13 protein-coding genes and 3 pseudogenes are annotated in these 18,507 nt (G+C 53.5%); 6 read left to right on the top strand and 10 right to left on the bottom strand.

From position 1 onward, the window contains the following. Positions 1 to 84: 84 nt before the first annotated feature. Both tkt and fumC read left to right on the top strand, forming a co-directional pair. A complete protein-coding gene (gene tkt / locus IUJ45_RS10440; RefSeq protein ID WP_002246274.1) occupies positions 85 to 2,064 on the top strand; it encodes a transketolase in 1,980 nt (659 codons plus the stop codon). Positions 2,065 to 2,204: 140 nt separating this feature from the next. Next, complete coding sequence (fumC, locus tag IUJ45_RS10435) at positions 2,205 to 3,593, top strand: class II fumarate hydratase (protein ID WP_002241750.1); 1,389 nt, start codon at positions 2,205 to 2,207, stop codon at positions 3,591 to 3,593. A 64-nt stretch (positions 3,594 to 3,657) separates the two neighbouring features. On the opposite strand, the gene IUJ45_RS10430 is transcribed toward fumC, so the two are convergent. Further along, entirely contained in the window at positions 3,658 to 4,581 is a 924-nt protein-coding gene (locus tag IUJ45_RS10430) for a DMT family transporter (RefSeq protein ID WP_002242827.1), read from the bottom strand. 171 nt (positions 4,582 to 4,752) lie between these two features. Here IUJ45_RS10430 and IUJ45_RS10425 point away from each other — a divergent pair, with 171 nt between their 5' ends. Then, complete coding sequence (locus tag IUJ45_RS10425; protein ID WP_153312944.1) at positions 4,753 to 4,893, top strand: hypothetical protein; 141 nt, start codon at positions 4,753 to 4,755, stop codon at positions 4,891 to 4,893. 59 nt (positions 4,894 to 4,952) lie between these two features. Here the strand turns inward: IUJ45_RS10425 and IUJ45_RS10420 are convergent, their stop codons facing one another. The 6 genes and pseudogenes from IUJ45_RS10420 to IUJ45_RS10395 all read right to left on the bottom strand — a co-directional run bounded on the left by IUJ45_RS10420 (position 4,953) and on the right by IUJ45_RS10395 (position 10,405). After that, on the bottom strand, positions 4,953 to 5,477 hold the full coding sequence (locus tag IUJ45_RS10420) for a single-stranded DNA-binding protein (RefSeq protein WP_002212976.1): 525 nt from the start codon (positions 5,475 to 5,477) through the stop codon (positions 4,953 to 4,955). Positions 5,478 to 5,480: 3 nt separating this feature from the next. Continuing rightward, a complete protein-coding gene (locus IUJ45_RS10415; RefSeq protein ID WP_002245350.1) occupies positions 5,481 to 6,863 on the bottom strand; it encodes an MFS transporter in 1,383 nt (460 codons plus the stop codon). 110 nt (positions 6,864 to 6,973) lie between these two features. After that, positions 6,974 to 7,597: a lytic transglycosylase domain-containing protein gene (locus IUJ45_RS10410; RefSeq protein ID WP_002223610.1), complete on the bottom strand. Its 624-nt coding sequence runs from the start codon at positions 7,595 to 7,597 to the stop codon at positions 6,974 to 6,976. Positions 7,598 to 8,098: 501 nt separating this feature from the next. Next, positions 8,099 to 8,470, bottom strand: a pseudogene (locus IUJ45_RS10405) (transposase); the annotation flags it as partial. A gap of 36 nt (positions 8,471 to 8,506) precedes the next feature. After that, positions 8,507 to 8,997: pseudogene (locus IUJ45_RS10400) on the bottom strand (REP-associated tyrosine transposase). Between the two features lie 625 nt (positions 8,998 to 9,622). Then, positions 9,623 to 10,405: an opacity family porin gene (locus IUJ45_RS10395; RefSeq protein WP_197901991.1), complete on the bottom strand. Its 783-nt coding sequence runs from the start codon at positions 10,403 to 10,405 to the stop codon at positions 9,623 to 9,625. Between the two features lie 522 nt (positions 10,406 to 10,927). On the opposite strand from IUJ45_RS10395, the pseudogene IUJ45_RS10390 reads away from it, so the two are divergent. Beyond that, positions 10,928 to 11,765: pseudogene (locus IUJ45_RS10390) on the top strand (surface lipoprotein assembly modifier); the annotation flags it as partial. 116 nt (positions 11,766 to 11,881) lie between these two features. Then, positions 11,882 to 13,390, top strand: a complete 1,509-nt coding sequence (locus IUJ45_RS10385) for a Ppx/GppA phosphatase family protein (protein WP_244706058.1) — start codon at positions 11,882 to 11,884, stop codon at positions 13,388 to 13,390. Between the two features lie 208 nt (positions 13,391 to 13,598). On the opposite strand, the gene IUJ45_RS10380 is transcribed toward IUJ45_RS10385, so the two are convergent. The 3 genes from IUJ45_RS10380 to trpS form a co-directional block, all read right to left on the bottom strand. Beyond that, on the bottom strand, positions 13,599 to 13,922 hold the full coding sequence (locus tag IUJ45_RS10380) for an Ag473 family lipoprotein (protein WP_002225099.1): 324 nt from the start codon (positions 13,920 to 13,922) through the stop codon (positions 13,599 to 13,601). 320 nt (positions 13,923 to 14,242) lie between these two features. Next, entirely contained in the window at positions 14,243 to 14,584 is a 342-nt protein-coding gene (locus IUJ45_RS10375) for a hypothetical protein (RefSeq protein WP_002247016.1), read from the bottom strand. A gap of 5 nt (positions 14,585 to 14,589) precedes the next feature. After that, positions 14,590 to 15,600 (bottom strand): tryptophan--tRNA ligase, encoded by a 1,011-nt coding sequence (gene trpS, locus IUJ45_RS10370; protein ID WP_002249402.1) that lies wholly within the window; start codon positions 15,598 to 15,600, stop codon positions 14,590 to 14,592. 259 nt (positions 15,601 to 15,859) lie between these two features. Here trpS and clpB point away from each other — a divergent pair, with 259 nt between their 5' ends. After that, positions 15,860 to 18,439, top strand: coding sequence for an ATP-dependent chaperone ClpB (gene clpB, locus IUJ45_RS10365; RefSeq protein ID WP_002249403.1), 2,580 nt, complete (start codon positions 15,860 to 15,862; stop codon positions 18,437 to 18,439). The last annotated feature ends 68 nt before the right edge of the window (positions 18,440 to 18,507 follow it).

Below are 18,507 nucleotides of genomic sequence, written 5' to 3'. Positions count from 1 at the left end.
TTCTTGAAAGCATAAGCGAATCGGGCGATAATCAACGCTTTCCGATTATCCACTTATCCGAAACACCAGCAAGGAAAATACAAAATGTCTCAACTGGCAAACGCAATCCGCTTCCTCTCGGCCGATGCCGTTCAAAAAGCCAATTCCGGCCACCCCGGCGCGCCTATGGGTATGGCGGAAATGGCGGAAACATTGTGGACGAAATTCCTCAATCACAATCCCGCCAACCCCAAATTCTACAACCGCGACCGCTTCGTCCTCTCCAACGGCCACGCGTCTATGCTGTTGTACAGCCTGCTGCACCTGACCGGCTACAATCTGAGCATTGAAGACTTGAAAAACTTCCGCCAACTGCACAGCAAAACCCCCGGCCATCCCGAATACGGCTATACCGACGGCGTGGAAACCACGACCGGCCCGTTGGGGCAAGGGATTGCCAACGCGGTGGGCATGGCATTAGCCGAAAAAATCCTTGCCGCCGAATTTAATAAAGATGGTTTGAACATCGTCGATCATTACACCTACGTCTTCATGGGCGACGGCTGTCTGATGGAAGGCGTATCGCACGAAGCCTGTTCGCTCGCCGGCACCTTGGGCTTGGGCAAACTGATTGTTTTGTATGATGACAACAATATTTCCATTGATGGTAAAGTGGACGGCTGGTTTACCGAAAACATCCCGCAACGCTTTGAAAGCTACGGCTGGCACGTCGTTCCCAATGTAAACGGTCATGACACCGCCGCCATTCAAGCCGCCATCGAAGCCGCACGTGCCGAAACCGGCAAACCGTCCATCATCTGCTGCAAAACCTTAATCGGCAAAGGCAGTGCCAACAAAGAAGGCAGCCACAAAACCCACGGCGCACCTTTGGGCGCGGACGAAATCGAAGCCACGCGCAAACATTTGGGCTGGACTTACCCCGCCTTTGAAATCCCGCAAGAAATTTACGATGCGTGGAATGCCAAAGAACAAGGCGCGAAACTGGAAGCCGACTGGAACGAACTGTTCGCGCAATATCAAGCCAAATATCCTGCCGAAGCCGCAGAATTTGTGCGCCGTATGGATAAAAAGCTGCCGGACAATTTCGATGAATACGTTCAAGCCGCATTGAAAGAAGTGTGCGCCAAAGCCGAAACCATCGCCACCCGCAAAGCCAGCCAAAACAGCATCGAAATCTTGGCAAAAGAGCTGCCCGAACTGGTGGGCGGCTCTGCCGACCTGACCCCGTCCAACCTGACCGACTGGTCAAACAGCGTTTCCGTTACCCGCGACAAAGGCGGCAACTACATCCACTACGGCGTGCGCGAGTTCGGTATGGGCGCGATTATGAACGGTTTGGTATTGCACGGCGGCGTAAAACCCTTCGGCGCGACTTTCCTGATGTTCAGCGAATACGAGCGCAACGCCCTGCGTATGGCTGCGTTGATGAAAATCAACCCTGTATTTGTGTTCACCCACGATTCCATCGGTTTGGGCGAAGACGGCCCGACCCACCAGCCGATTGAGCAAACCGCCACCCTGCGCCTGATTCCGAATATGGACGTATGGCGGCCGTGCGACACCGCCGAATCCTTGGTCGCTTGGGCAGAAGCCGTCAAAGCCGCCGATCACCCGTCCTGCCTGATTTTCAGCCGTCAAAACCTGAAATTCCAAGCGCGCAGCGAGCAACAACTGAACGACATCAAACGCGGCGGCTACGTCATCAGCGAAGCACAAGGCAACGCCCAAGCCGTCATCATTGCCACCGGTTCCGAAGTCGAGCTGGCTTTGGAAGCGCAAAAAGCCCTCGCCGCGCAAAACATCGCCGTGCACGTCGTTTCCATGCCGTCCACCAACGTATTCGACCGCCAAGACACCGCCTATCAAGCCGCCGTCCTGCCCGAAAGCCTGCCGCGCATCGCCGTAGAAGCCGGACACGCCGACGGCTGGTACAAATACGTCGGACTGAACGGCGCAGTCGTCGGCATCAACCGCTTCGGCGAATCCGCCCCTGCCGATTTACTCTTCAAAGCATTCGGCTTTACCGTGGACAATGTGGTCGATACAGTGAAATCAGTGCTGTAACCCCACTCCTAAACAAATGCCGTCTGAACGCTTTTCAGACGGCATTTTTTTGCCCTCCCGCCTTGATGCTTCCTCATTCCACCAATCTCCATTATAATATTTGCGAATCACTCTTATTCACATTTCAAAAGGAGAAACGTATGAACACTCGCACCGAACACGACACCATGGGCAATGTCGAAGTCCCGTCCGAAGCCTATTGGGGCGCGCAGACCCAGCGCAGCCGCAACAATTTCAAAATCGGCGGCGAAACCCTGCCGCAGCCGCTGATTTATGCTTTGGCGTTGGTGAAAAAAGCCGCTGCCGCGACCAATGTTTCCCTCGGCAGGATTAAGCCGGAACAGGCGGATTTGATTACGCAGGCGGCGGATGATGTGTTGAACGGCAAGCTCGACGGACAGTTTCCTTTAGTGGTTTGGCAGACCGGCTCCGGCACGCAGTCCAATATGAACATGAACGAAGTGCTGGCGAACCGCGCCAACGAAATCGCCGGTACGGGTTTGGCGGCGTATCAGCCCGTCCATCCCAACGACCATGTGAACCACGCGCAATCGACCAACGACGCATTCCCGACCGCTATCCACGTTGCCGCCGCGATTGAAATCAACCGCCACCTCATCCCCGCCGTAAAAGCCCTGCGCGACACCTTGGACAAAAAAGCCCAAGCCTTCGCCCCTATCGTCAAAATCGGCCGCACCCACTTGCAGGACGCGACGCCGCTGACTTTAGGCCAAGAATTTTCCGGCTACGTTTCCCAGCTCGACCACGGCTTAGGCCGTCTGAACGACGCGCTTAAAGACTTGTATGAACTTGCTTTGGGCGGTACGGCGGTCGGCACGGGTTTGAACAGCCATCCCGAATACGCCGAAAAAGCCGCCGCCAAACTCGCCGAATTGTCCGGCTTGCCGTTTGTCAGCGCGCCGAACAAATTTGAAGCCTTGGGCGGACGCGATGCCGCCGTTGCCGCTTCGGGCGCATTGAAAACGCTGGCGGCAAGCCTGAATAAAATCGCCAACGACATCCGCTGGCTGGCAAGCGGCCCGCGCTGCGGTTTGGGCGAAATCAAAATCCCCGAAAACGAGCCGGGTTCGTCCATCATGCCGGGCAAAGTCAACCCGACCCAATGCGAAGCGATGACCATGGTGTGCTGCCAAGTGTTCGGCAACGACGTTACCATCGGTATGGCGGGCGCGTCGGGCAATTTCGAGCTGAACGTCTATATGCCCGTCATCGCCTACAACCTCTTGCAATCCATCCGCCTGTTGGGCGACGCGTGCAACAGCTTCAACGAACACTGCGCCGTCGGCATTGAACCCGTACCGGAAAAAATCGACTATTTCCTGCACCATTCCCTGATGCTCGTTACCGCGTTAAACCGCAAAATCGGTTACGAAAACGCCGCCAAAGTCGCCAAAACCGCCTACAAAAACAACAAATCGTTGCGCGAAACCGCCGTTGAGTTGGGCTTGCTGACGGGCGAAGAATTTGACGAACTGGTCGTTCCTGCCGATATGGTTCATCCGCGCTAATCTTTCCCTCAAATAAAATGCCGTCTGAAACCTCGTTCGGACGGCATTTTCCGTTGCCTGCGAACTAGCGGCGTTTGAACAGCCTGTCCCCCACCGCCGCCGTAACCGCACCCCCGACCACGACCAGTGCGCCGGCATAACCCAAACCGTTCATATCCGGCGCGGCAAAAGTATCAGGCATCACATAATGCCCGAGCAAAGAAAATATTACGGTAAACACGGGGAGCAAGGTTGTTACCGCGCTGACTTTGGAAGCCTCCCAATGTTTCAACGCCTCGCCGAACGAGCCGTAACCGATTAACGTATTCAAGCAGCAATACGCAAAACAAACCCACGCCAACGTACCGTCCAAACTTCCGATGTGTGCCAGTTCGGCAAACGGCAGGAACACGGCGGCACTTGCCGCATAAATCAACAGCAGAATCTGTTGCGGCCCGAATTGCGCCGACAGCAGCTTTTGCGCCACGGCATAACACACCCATGCCATACTGCCTGCCGCACACAGCAACACGCCCTTCGCATACGCGCCCAAACCCGACAACTCGCCGAATTTATCGTTAAAAAACATAAGCAAACCGGCAAGCAGCAAAACCAAGCCGATTTTCTGAGCGGCAGTCATCCGGTCTTTAAACACCAACACACCGACAACAATCATCGTAAACGGCGAAATCTGCCACAAAACCTGCGTCGTGGTCGGCGAAATATAATGCAGCCCTTGGGCAATCAGCACAAAGTTTGCCGAAATGCCCGCCACGCCGAGCAGCAGCAGCCTGAATGAGCACCAAGAAAAATCCCGCCACTTCGGCAGCCGCCCGCCCAATGCCAGCAAAACAAACAATACCGCCGCCGCCACGGTAAAACGCACCCACACCAGCGTCGGCGCATCGACAAACTTCAATACCTGCCGCACGGCAATCGGCAGCGTTCCCCACGTCATCGCCGCCAAAAGTGCCAACGCGAAGCCTAGGAGCGGCCTTTGGTTTTCCATCCTGATTTTCCTATTTTTAAACAACCGTATTGCCGGACGATGCCGGTTTGCCGCATCGGGCAATGATGGTTCAAGCGTTTGACGTTTGATTCCAACCCTTTGATTTCAAACAAACCGGCTGAAGCCCGACTATTGCTTCGCGCTATTTGGAAACACCGCCTGAATTTTAAAATGCCGTCTGAAAACAGCGGGGACGTGCGGCAGGCATCACTGCCTCAAAACGCCCGAACGGCGCAATCGCAACGTTCCGCCCAACGCAAGGGGCGGCAACAAGCCGGCTCGGATGCAAAAAAGAGAAACCCTGCCCCGTAAGGTTTAAGGTTTCTCCGTCCTTTATGATTTCCCTCTGCGAGGATGTCCGGCCGTAAAATTCAGAACGGGATGTCGTCGTCAATATCCTCGACCGGGGCGGCGGCAGGCACGGGTTGGCGGCGCGGCGCGGCTGGTGCTTCTTGGGGATGGGACGGCGCGTCGGAGGCGGGCTGCCGGCTTTGCTGTGCGGGGCGTTGGTAAGCCTCCTGACTCTGACCGTAACCTTCCTCGTAAGGCGCACCGCCGCTGTTTTCATTGCGCCCGCCCAACATTTTCATTTCGTTGGCGACAATATCGTAAGCGGTGCGTTCGATGCCGTCTTTGCCTTGGTATTTGCGGCTTTGGATTCTGCCTTCCAGATAAACCAGCCCGCCTTTTTTGAGGTATTGCCCGGCAATTTCCGCCAGTTTGCGGTACATCGTGATGTTGTGCCACTCAGTACGCTCTACACGTTGGCCGTTGCGGTCGTTCCAAGTTTCGCTGGTGGCGACGCTGAAATTACACACCGCCTCGCCGTTGGGCATATAGCGCACTTCGGGATCGCGTCCGAGGCGGCCGATAAGGATAACTTTGTTCAATGACATTTTTTAAACTCCTGTGATGATTTTTTCAGCGGCAGCCTGATCGAAACCCTTCTGCAACACTTTGAGATAGACGGTCTGCCCGTCGAAACTGAAACCGATGTCTTCCACACCCTCAAGCTCCGACAAGGCGCGGTATAACACTTCCTGATTGACCTGCCACACGCCGCCGACAGGGTAACTGAGGTTTTTGACGGGCTTGGGCGCAGGCGATAAAACGGCAATCACCAGCCACAGCAGCATCAATATGCTGCAAAAGGCAAACACGCCGGAAAAGCCGTATTTTTGAAACAGCAAACCGCCTGCCACGCCGCCGGCAAACAGTCCGAGCGACTGCATCGTGTTGTACACGCCCATCGCCGTACCCTTCAGGTCGGACGGCGCGATTTTGGAAACCATAGACGGCAGGCTCGCTTCCAACACATTAAAACCGATAAAGTAAACAACCAAATAAGCGGTAATCAAGCCTACCGAGCGCATACCGGACAGCAAACCGAGCTGTGCCGCCGCGATGCAGGCGATGCCCAAGATAAAAACCTGTTTGAGCTTGTTGCGCGTCTCGCCGACGATAATCAGCGGAACCATCACCACCAAGCCCGTAATGGTCGAGGGCAGATAGACTTTCCAATGCTGGATTTTTTCCAAACCGAGCTGCGTCATCGCAAAAGGCAGCGCGGTAAACAATGCCATTTGCGCGGCGTGCAGGGCGAAAATGCCGAAATCGAGCGTCAGCAGCCTACGGTTTTTCAAAACTTCGCCTATGCGCGAAGGCTGCGCCTGCGTATCTTCGTGCAGCTTGGAAACCTCCGGGTCGGGAGTCATCCACGCCACCACGCCGATACTGGCAACGGTCAAAATACCGGTCAGCAGAAACAAGCCGCGTACGCCCACCGCGTCGGCAATCACAGGGGCAACGACGAGGCTGACCGAAAACGTCAGACCGATACTCAAACCGATCATCGCCATCGCGCGGGTACGTACGCCGTCGCGCGTCAAATCCGCCAGCAGCGCGGTAACCGCCGCACTGACCGCTCCCGCACCCTGTATGGCGCGTGCGGCGACCAGCATGGGCAGCGTATCGGCGGCGGCGGCAAGGAAGCTGCCCGCTGCAAACACAATCAGCCCGACATAAATGGTTTTCTTGCGCCCGAACTTGTCGGAAGCGATGCCCAAAGGCAGTTGCAGCAGAGCCTGCGTCAGCCCGTAAATGCCCATTGCCAGCCCGACCAGCGTTTTGTTGCCTTCCGCGCCGGGCAGCGAGGCGGCATACACCGCCAATACGGGCAGCACGAGGAACATACCCAGCATACGCAGCGCGTACACGCCGGAAAGCGTCGTACTGGCGCGCCATTCGTGCGGAAACATTTGGATGCGGTTATCTCTTGCCATCATATTTTTTCAGACGGCATCAACAGTTGCAATGCCGTCTGAACTTCCAGTGAACAGATTTTCGGATTATACAGGATTCGCCGTATTTCGGTTGCGGCGCGGGTTCAAAATCAACGCCACTGCCAGCGGTTGCGCCACGCGCCCAAAACGGCGTTCGGATATTTATTGCTGCCGAGGCTACCGTTAAAACGGGCGAGTGCGCGGACGATGTTGCCTTTTTCAAGATTCCGGTAATGGCGCAGGATGGTACAGCCGTAACGCAGGTTGGTGCGGATGTCGAACAGGTTGTGCGCCGGTTTGCCGATGTAGTTTTTCCAAAACGGCATAACCTGCATCAGGCCGCGCGCGCCGACACCGCTGATTGCATACTGGCGGAACGCGCTTTCCACCTCAATCAGCCCCAACACAATCTGCGTATCCAAACCGGCCCGGCTGCTTTCGTACTGGATATTGACCAGCAGCCTGCGCCGCTCCTCCTCATCGGGGACGAACCTTGCCAACCGAGCAGACATCGCGGACAGCCAACGCTCGCCCTCTTTCGGATTGTCGAACACCAGCCTCGGCGGATTTATGCTGCCGACAGAGCTCCTCATCACGGAAGCCACATCGTCGGCAAGCGTTTCTTCACGTTGCGCGCCGGCTTGTGCCAGCGGGCTGAGCAACAGCGCGCCGGCAGCACACAATAGGCGGCGGCGTTGCAGATTGACGGGTAGGGTATCGGTCGGTTTTTTCATAGGGAACGGGGGCGCGTCCGGACGTTTCAGACGGCATTAAATATTCAAACAGAGATGATTGCTTCCAACGCGAAAAACCGCGCACAAAATCCAAGCACGGCATATCGCCCTGCCCTTTTCGGGCAAACTCCGATTTTACCGCTCTCAAGAACGCTTGTCCAAACAGGCACAGACAACACCGCCCGGACATTTCCCGTTTTCACCGGCTATCCGTCGTCCGGATTATGCAGCAGCACCATCAGCGCATCACGCTTTTCGGGCGGCAGCAGGCGGAAATATAGTAGATTAAATTTAAACCAGTACAGCGTTGCCTCGTCTTACCGTACTAATTTAAATTTAATCCACTATATCTTGAGGCCTTTGCAAAATTCCTTTCCCTCCCGACAGCCGAAACCCCAACACAGGTTTTCAGCTGTTTTCGCCCCAGATACCTCCTAATTTTACCCAAATACCCCCTTAATCCTCCCCGGATACCCGATAATCAGGCATCCGGGCTGCCTTTTAGGCGGCAGCGGGCGCACTTAGCCTGTTGGCGGCTTTCAACAGGTTCAAACACATCGCCTTCAGATGGCTTTGCGCACTCACTTTAATCAGTCCGAAATAGGCTGCCCGGGCGTAGCGGAATTTGCGGTGCAGCGTACCGAAGCTCTGTTCGACCACATATAGTGGATTAAATTTAAACCAGTACGGCGTTGCCTCGCCTTGCCGTACTATTTGTACTGTCTGCGGCTTCGTCGCCTTGTCCTGATTTAAATTTAATCCACTATAACGGGTTTTCGACAAATATCGGTTACGTTTGGTTTGCACTTCCGCCAGCGGACGGTTGCGGCAGGCTTTGCGCATAATGCCGTCCTGCAGCCGATGCTCTTTCAGTTTTCCGTAGGTCGGATTCTCAAATCCGACATTACTTCAATCGTATCCAATAGAAAAGTCCGCATTGCCGCCACCCCAATTATGCGGATAAATACCCTGTTTGACATAACGGTGAAACGTAGAAAACCCCCAATCGGAAATTTGTCCTACATAGCCATGTTTGACCGGATTGAAATGCAGATAATCAAAATGGCAGGCAAAATCGGCCTCATCGCGGATAGTATGTTCCCAAAAGCGTTTTTGCCAAAGCCTGAGATTGCCGCCGATTAAATATTGGCTGTGCCGCTTGATCTGCCGCCAGCGTTCCGAATAAGCAGAATCATTGTCCGGCAGCCGCCATATGGTATGCAGATGGTCGGGCATCAACACCCATGCCAAAATTTCAAACGGATACCGTTCGCGCACCGCCATTACCGCCTGCCGTAAAGCCAAACGCACCGCATCATCGGTCAAAATCTTCTGCCGTTTATTGGTTACAACCGTAAAAAAGTAAGTGCCGCCATTGCGGTAAAACGACGGTATTTCATAGTATTATGCTCGGAATGATTTTGTAGGTCGGATTCTTGAATTCGACATTTTGGGCATTGCTGCAATGGATTGCAATGATGGGAATGTTAAAGGTTTTGTCGGATACAAGTATCCGACCTACGCTTGCTGAACCGTCATTCCCACGAAAGTGGGAATCTAGAATCTCGGGGTTTCAGTCATTTCCGATAGATTCCCGCCGCGTCAGGGGTCTGGATTCCCGCCTGCGCGGGAATGACGGGTTTCGAGATTGCGGTGTTGTCGGAACGCAACTGAATCGTCATTCCCACGGAAGTGGGAATCTAGAATCTCGGGGTTTCAGTCATTTCCGATAGATTCCCGCCGCGTCGGAGGTCTGGATTCCCGCCTGCGCAGGAATGACGGGTTTCGAGATTGCGTTGTTGTCGGGAATGCAACTGAACCGTCATTCCCACGGAAGTGGGAATCTAGGACGTAAAATCTAAAGAAACCGTTTTATCCGATAAGTTTCTGTGCGGACAGGTCTGGATTCCCGCCTGCGCGGGAATGACGGGTTTCGAGATTACGGTGTATCGGGAATGATGGGAAACGGTGGGAATTGTGTAAAAAATGCCGTCTGAAGGTTCAGACGGCATCGGTGTCGGGGAATCAGAAGTGGTAGCGCATGCCCAATGAGACTTCGTGGGTTTTGAAGCGGGTGTTTTCCAAGCGTCCCCAGTTGTGGTAACGGTATCCGGTGTCCAAGGTCAGCTTGGGCGTGATGTCGAAACCGACACCGGCGATGACACCAAGACCCACGCTGCTGATGCTGTGGCTTTCGTGATAGGCAGGTTTGGGGGTCGGACCTTGTGGGACAGGGCCTCCATTGTTAGTGGTAACAGTCGTGGTTTTGCTTTCCACTGAATGAACCTGATGTTTAACGTGTCCGTAGGCGACGCGCACGCCGATATAGGGTTTGAATTTATCGTTGAGTTTGAAATCGTAAATGGCGGATAAGCCGAGAGAAGAAGTGGCGTGGAAGCTGCCGTTTCCCTGATGTTCTGTTTTGTCTTCTTGTTTGTTGCCGTTTTGGTGTTTAAATTCAGTAACTTTTTTAGAATAATTACTTTCTTTCCATTTTCTGTAACTGGCATAATCTGCCGCTATCCTCCAGTCGCCGAAATCGTAGCCGACCGACACCCGAGGGTGGATGGAATGCGTACGGATGTTTCTGAAATAATCGCTTACTGTGCTTGTGTTGTTTGCACCGGTTGCTTGCGGATAATCGTGGGTAATGCGTTCGGCGGCGTAGGCTAAATCCGCCTGCACATAATACGGGCTGCGGCTGCCGTCTTCACTTGCCGCCTGCGCTGCGGAAGAGAAGAGAAGAGAAGAGAAGAGAAGAGAAGAGAAGAGAAGAGAAGAGAAGAGAAGGTTTTTTGGGGGCTGGATTCATTTTCGACTCCGTATTCGGTTTTAACTGATTAAAAAGAACGATTTTCAATGATGTTGCAGGAGCGGACTATATCAGGTTTGGGGCGATGTTTCAACACAATATAGCGGATGAACAAAAAAGAGAACGATTCTCTAAGGTGCTGAAGCACCGAGTGAATCGGTTCCGTACTATCTGTACTGTCTGCAGCTTCGCCGCCTTGTCCTGATTTTTGTTAATCCGCTATAAAGACCGTCGGGCATCTGCAGCCGTCATTCCCGCGCAGGCGGGAATCTAGTCTGTTCGGTTTCAGTTATTTCCGATAAATGCCTGTTGCTTTTCATTTCTAGATTCCCGCTTTTGCGGGAATGACGGCGACAGGGTTGCTGTTATAGTGGATGAACAAAAACCAGTACGGCGTTGCCTCGCCTTAGCTCAAAGAGAACGATTCTCTAAGGTGCTGAAGCACCAAGTGAATCGGTTCCGTACTATCTGTACTGTCTGCAGCTTCGTCGCCTTGTCCTGATTTTTGTTAATCCGCTATAAACAACGCTTCGTCCGAAAAAACGATTGAATTTGCAGGCAGAAGCTGGACGAAAACCGCCGACAGCCTGCCGCAAAAGGCACACGGTTTGCGCTACGGCTTGGGCGTGTCGCGCGAAATCAATGCGGGCGGGCATCATTTCCTCTACGGAGACATCAGCGGCGGCGGCGTGCACTATTAGGATAACAAAGATTTCAGCGAACAGAGCCTGCGCCTGTCGCTCGGCTATAAAAACCGTTCAGTAACGCGCTCATTCGGCATCGTGCCGTTTATCGAGCAAAACCTCTTAGGCGGCAGCCGATACAATTTCGTCGGCGGCTTCAATGCCGATTTCTCCCGACGCTTGAGCGAACTGGCGGCTGACGCTGAACGTGGGCAATATGTGGAAGCGTTATCAGGAAGACCGCACCGCCGCCCGATACGACAGCCATATGCCGCTGGCGGGCGCGACGCTGATGTATTCCGCGCCGAAAGACTGGCTGCTTTACGGCGGTGCGGACTGGTCGCACAACATAACGAAAGAGGCGGAACAGGCTTCCATCCGCAAGGGTTTGCGTGTCGGCGCGGTCAAAACGTTCGACGGCGGCTTGGGTCTGCGGGCAAACCTGCGCTACACCCGCAGGATGTTTGACGCACCCGGGACCATTGTGTACCGCTTCCCGCGCAAAGACCACGAATATCAGGCAAACCTGTCGTTGTGGCACGACAAAATCTCTTGGAAGGGCTTTACGCCGCAACTCAATTTCCGCTACCTGAAAATCGACAGCAATATGAAAAGTTTTTACACACGCAAAAACATGCAGATTTTCATGAGCGTGGAAAAGGATTTCAAATAAGCGCAAAAAATGCCGTCGGCAACATCCGTGGGCAGAATCAAAAACAGCCGCATCATTTATTGTCAACGCCTGCGCCGTCAGAGTAACATTGCGTTTTTCCCCCACCGGTATCCACCATGACCACCCATCCCGCAAACGTCCTCGCCTCCGTCGATTTGGGTTCCAACAGTTTCCGCCTCCAGATTTGCGAAAACAACAACGGACAGTTGAAAGTTATCGATTCGTTCAAACAGATGGTGCGCTTCGCCGCCGGACTGGACGAACAGAAAAACCTGAGTGCCGCCTCCCAAGAACAGGCTTTGGACTGTCTGGCAAAATTCGGCGAACGCCTGCGCGGCTTCCGCCCCGAACAGGTGCGCGCCGTGGCAACCAACACATTCCGCGTTGCCAAAAACATCGCAGATTTCCTTCCCAAGGCCGAAGCGGCACTGGGTTTCCCCATCGAAATCATCGCCGGGCGCGAAGAGGCGCGGCTGATTTATACCGGCGTGATCCACACCCCCCCCCCGGGCGGCGGCAAAATGCTGGTTATCGACATCGGGGGCGGTTCGACAGAATTTGTCATCGGCTCGACGCTGAATCCCGACATTACCGAAAGCCTGCCCTTGGGCTGCGTTACCTACAGCCTGCGCTTCTTCCAAAACAAAATCACCGCCAAAGACTTCCAAGCCGCCATTTCCGCCGCCCGCAACGAAATCCAGCGCATCAGCAAAAATATGAGGCGCGAAGGTTGGGATTTCGCCGTCGGCACATCGGGTTCGGCAAAATCCATCCGCGACGTGCTTGCCGCCGAAATGCCCCAAGAGGCGGACATTACCTACAAAGGAATGCGCGCCCTCGCCGAACGCATCATCGAAGCCGGTTCGGTCAAAAAAGCCAAATTTGAAAACCTGAAACCGGAACGCATCGAAGTTTTTGCCGGCGGACTTGCCGTGATGATGGCGGCGTTTGAGGAAATGAAACTCGACAGGATGACCGTAACCGAAGCCGCCCTGCGCGACGGCGTGTTTTACGATTTGATCGGGCGCGGTTTAAACGAAGATATGCGCGGACAAACGGTTGCCGAGTTCCAACACCGCTACCACGTCAGCCTCAATCAGGCGAAACGCACCGCCGAGACCGCGCAAACCTTTATGGACAGCCTCTGCCACGCTAAAAACGTTACAGTTCAAGAGCTTGCCTTGTGGCAACAGTATCTCGGACGCGCCGCCGCGCTGCACGAAATCGGTTTGGACATCGCCCACACCGGCTATCACAAGCATTCCGCCTACATCCTCGAAAACGCCGATATGCCGGGTTTCTCACGCAAAGAACAGACCATACTTGCCCAACTGGTCATCGGTCATCGCGGCGATATGAAAAAAATGAGCGGCATCATCGGCACCAACGAAATGTTGTGGTATGCCGTTTTGTCCCTGCGCCTTGCTGCCCTGTTCTGCCGTTCGCGCCAAGACCTGTCTTTCCCGAAAAATATGCAGTTGCGCACGGATACGGAAAGCTGCGGCTTCATCCTGCGTATTGACAGGGAATGGCTGGAACGCCATCCCCTGATTGCCGACGCATTGGAATATGAAAGCGTCCAATGGCAAAAAATCAATATGCCGTTTAAAGTCGAGGCCGTCTGAACCTTGCGGAACAAATGCCGTCCAAACCCTGTCCAGACGGCATTTGCCTGTCCGCAACATCCCGATATGCGCGGCACATCTGCTCGGAACGGTCATGCAGGCGTAAAAAACAAGGGGCATACAACTCAAAAACCGCCTGAAAATCTTCAGGCGGTTTCGTTTGGGTTGCCGGCAGGCGGCATCCCATCATTTTTGCCAAGGCAACAAATTATTTGGCGGCATCTTTCATTTTGTCTGCCGCTTCCTGAGTCGCGTCGGCAGCTTTGTTCAAAGTATCTTTAGCTGCTTCAGTTACAGCTTCTTTGGCTTCAGTTACAGCTTCCTCGGCACTTGCCTTTGCATCAGCCGCAGCATCTTTGACTTGGTCTTTCGCTTCTTCGACGGCAGAAGCGGCAGACTCGGCGGCAGAAGCCGCAGTGTCTTTAACATCGGACTCAACGGCTTGAACCGCTTCCTTAACCTCCTGTTTGGCTTCTTGCGAACAAGCTGCCAAGGCAGCCGCCATCATTGCGGCAATCAATAATTTTTTCATGTCTTATCCTTCTTGAGTTGTTGATTAAGGTTTTGCTTAAAAATCGGATCGTGTTCCATCAATCGGCTGATTTTGCCCATCGGCCGGAGAGAAAACGGTTTCCCGTTTAGTTAAAACCCATTATATTTAAATATAAAGGTTTTTTTTCTCGAACAATAAGGCGGCATCAATGCCATATTGAAACACGTCCGAAAACTATTTTATGAAAACAGTTCGGAAAATTGTAACACATATCCCCCTCCTTTTGAGTTTCCCGACGGTGCGGACTTTTTCCTGCAGGGTTTGAAAAAACCAAATATATTCCGGGATGTCCGAATACCTCAATAATGGCGGCGGCGGAAATAAAACGCCCCCTCGCTGTCGATTTCCAGCACATAGCGTCCGTTCTGCACGGCGGCATAGCCGCTTTTGCCTGCCTGATAGGGTTGCAGGGCGGAATGCGAAATCAGGTAATCCGTCAGTTTGCCGCCGTCTTCGGCGATATTGCCCACCAGTTTGGCAAACAAGGTATGGCACACGCCGTTTGCCGCCCAGCCCGAAGGCGCGCCCTTTCCGTCGGTTTCCATACATTTGCCGACGACGGCTTCCAAGTCGTTGGGATGCTTGCCGGTCAGCCGGACGACGTTTTGTTCCGGCAAGCCTTTAAGAGGTTCGGACGGCATTGGGTTTATTTCAACGGGCGGATACCGACCGCATCACGTACTTTGCCCAATAATTCGCGTGCTTCTTTACGCGCTTTTTGCGCGCCTGCCTGCAAAATCTCTTCGATTTGCGAAGGGTCGGCGGTCAGCTCGTTGTAGCGTTCGCGCGGTTCGGCGAGTTCGGCGTTGATTTTCGCCGCCAAAAGTTTTTTTGCCTCGCCCCAAGCCAAGCCGTCGGCAAGCATTTTCGTAAATTCTGCCGTTTCAGACGGCGTGGAGAAAGCTTTGTAGATTTCAAACAGAGGGCTTTCGTCGGGCTTCTTCGGCTCGCCCGGCTCTTTCATATTGGTGATGATTTTGTTGACCGATTTTTGGGTTTTTTTGTCGTTTTCCCAAAGCGGAATGGTGTTGCCGTAGGATTTGGACATTTTGCGTCCGTCCAAACCAACCAAGAGTTCGACGTTTTCGTCGATTTTCACTTCGGGCAGTGTGAAGAGTTCCCGGAAGCGGTGGTTGAAGCGGCCGGCAATATCGCGTGCCATTTCAACGTGTTGGATTTGGTCGCGACCGACTGGAACTTCATGGGCATTGAACATGAGAATGTCGGCAGTCATGAGGATAGGGTAGCTGTACAGACCCATTTCCACGCCGTGATCCGGATCCTCTTGACCGTTTTCGGTATTTGCCTGTACTGCGGCTTTGTAAGCGTGGGCGCGGTTCATCAGGCCTTTGGCGGTAATGCAGGTCAGAATCCAGTTCAATTCCATCACTTCGGGAATGTCGCTTTGACGGTAGAAGGTGGTGCGCTCGGGGTCGAGTCCGCAGGCAAGCCAAGTGGCGGCAACGGCTTGGGTGGATTGGTGAATCATCTCCGGCTCGTGGCATTTGATGATGCCGTGGTAATCGGCGAGGAAGAGGAAGGATTCGGTATCGGGGTTTTGCGCCGCGCGGACGGCGGGGCGAATGGCACCGACGTAGTTGCCCAGATGCGGGATGCCGGTGGTGGTTACGCCGGTCAGAACTCGTTTTTTGCTCATAAAATGTCCTTGCGGCATCAATGCCGTCTGAAAGGGAAAAAGATGTGCCGATTATACCCGATTTGCCACCTACATCCAGCCGACAACAGACTTTTCCATATTAAGAAGATATAGTTATACACATTATTATACATTTTTATATACTTTAAATTCAATGATATATCGAATTAAATATAGAAAAACAGAAACCAGAACTTGAGTTATCCACAATTATGCACATATAGGCTTCGACAGCGGACATTTTGAAAAGGAAACAAAAATGCGATACGACAAATTAACCGCCAAATTCCAACAAGCCCTTGCAGAAGCTCAGAGTTTGGCGTTGGCTGCGGACGGCAGCTATCTGGAAGCAGGCTTTGTGTTAAAAGCCCTGCTTGACGACCAAAACAGCGGAGCCGCCGCGTTGCTGGCGCATTCGGGCGTGAACGTGCCGCAGGTGAAACAGCGTTTGCAGCAGCATTTGAACAGCCTGCCGAAAGTGTCCGGCCAGGGCGGCGACATTCTGCCCAGCCGCGAATTGCAGGCGGTGTTGAACCTGATGGACAAAGCCGCAACCAAACGCGGCGATGCCTATATCGCCAGCGAACTTTTCCTGCTCGCCTTGGTGCAGCAGAACGATGCGACCGGCAAAATCTTGAAAGAAGCCGGCGCGACCGAACAAAACATCAATGCCGCGATTGACGCGGTACGAGGAGGACAAAACGTGAACGATGCCAATGCCGAAGACCAACGCGATGCGCTGAAAAAATACACGCTCGATCTGACCCAACGCGCCCGAGACGGTAAGCTCGACCCCGTTATCGGTCGTGACGACGAAATCCGCCGTGCAATTCAGGTATTGCAACGCCGCACCAAAAACAACCCCGTGCTGATTGGCGAACCGGGCGTGGGTAAAACCGCCATTGTTGAAGGCTTGGCGCAACGTATCGTCAACGGCGAAGTGCCTGAATCCCTGCGCAACAAACGCCTTTTGGTTCTGGACTTGGCGGCTTTGATTGCCGGCGCGAAATACCGCGGCGAATTTGAAGAACGCTTGAAAGGCGTATTGAACGATTTGGCGAAAGACGATGGCAACACTCTGATTTTCATCGACGAAATCCATACTTTGGTCGGCGCAGGCAAAACCGACGGTGCGATGGATGCGGGCAATATGCTGAAACCGGCTTTGGCACGTGGCGAATTGCACTGTATCGGCGCGACCACCTTGGACGAATACCGCCAATACATCGAAAAAGACGCGGCACTCGAACGCCGCTTCCAAAAAGTATTGGTCGGCGAGCCAAGTGTAGAAGACACCATCGCTATCTTGCGCGGTTTACAGGAGCGTTATGAAATCCACCACGGTATCGATATTACCGACCCTGCTATCGTTGCCGCAGCGGAGTTGAGCGACCGCTACATTACCGACCGCTTCCTGCCTGATAAAGCGATTGATTTGATTGACGAAGCCGCCAGCCGTGTCAAGATGGAAAAAGAAACCAAGCCGGAAGCAATGGACAAAATCGACCGCCGTCTAATTCAGCTTCGGATGGAAAAGGCGCACGTTGAAAAAGAAAAAGACGATGCCAGCAAAAAACGTTTGGAACTGATAGACGAGGAAATCAACGGTCTGCAAAAAGAATACGCCGATTTAGACGAAATCTGGAAAGCCGAAAAAGCAATTTCAGACGGTGCTGCTAATATTAAGAAACAAATTGACGAAGTCAAAATTAAAATCGAACAGGCAAAACGGCAAGGCGATTTGGCACTGGCTTCAAAATTGATGTATGAAGATTTGGAGCATTTGGAAAAACAGCGTGCAGCCGCCGAACGGGCAGATACGGACAGCACAAAACCGGCAAACAAACTCTTGCGTAATAATGTCGGCGCAGAGGAAATCGCAGAGGTGGTTTCCCGTATGACCGGCATTCCCGTATCCAAAATGATGGAAGGCGAACGCGACAAACTGCTGAAAATGGAAGAAGTATTGCACCGCCGCGTGGTCGGACAGGACGAAGCCGTGCGTGCCGTGTCCGACGCTATCCGCCGCAGCCGCTCCGGTCTTGCCGATCCGAACAAGCCTTACGGCAGCTTCCTGTTCTTGGGCCCGACCGGCGTGGGTAAAACCGAGTTGTGTAAAGCCCTGGCAGGCTTTCTGTTCGACAGCGAAGATCATCTGATTCGCATCGATATGTCCGAATATATGGAAAAACACGCCGTTGCCCGCTTAATCGGCGCGCCTCCGGGTTATGTCGGCTACGAAGAAGGCGGCTACCTGACCGAACAAGTGCGCCGCAAACCGTACAGCGTGATTCTGCTGGACGAAGTGGAAAAAGCCCATCCCGATGTGTTCAACATCCTGCTGCAAGTATTGGATGACGGTCGTTTGACCGACGGGCAAGGCAGGACGGTAGATTTTAAAAATACCGTGATTGTGATGACTTCCAACATCGGCAGCCAGCACATCCAACAAATGGGCATTCAGGATTACGAAGCGGTAAAAGAAGTTGTGATGGAGGATGTGAAAGAACATTTCCGTCCTGAAATGATCAACCGCATCGACGAAGTGGTCGTGTTCCACGGTTTGGATCAGGCAAACATCCGCAGCATTGCGAAAATCCAGCTCAAAGGTTTGGAAAAACGTTTGGAAAAACAAAACCTGCGCCTGGCTGTTTCCGATGCCGCACTGGACATCATCGCCAAAGCCGGTTTCGACCCGATTTACGGCGCACGTCCGCTCAAACGCGCCATCCAGTCGGAAATCGAAAACCCGCTGGCAAAAGCCCTGCTTGCCGGAAACTATGCGCCCGAAAGCGAAATCAGGGTGGAAGCCGACGGCGACAGACTGAAATTTGCCTGATTCGTTCCTGCTGTTGAAAATGCCGTCTGAAACGGGAATCTCCGTTTCAGACGGCATTTTTTATCCTC

The sequence above is a fragment of the Neisseria meningitidis genome (genome assembly GCF_022869645.1).
Lineage (GTDB): Bacteria > Pseudomonadota > Gammaproteobacteria > Burkholderiales > Neisseriaceae > Neisseria > Neisseria meningitidis.
This window is presented reverse-complemented; position numbering and strand designations above follow the sequence as displayed.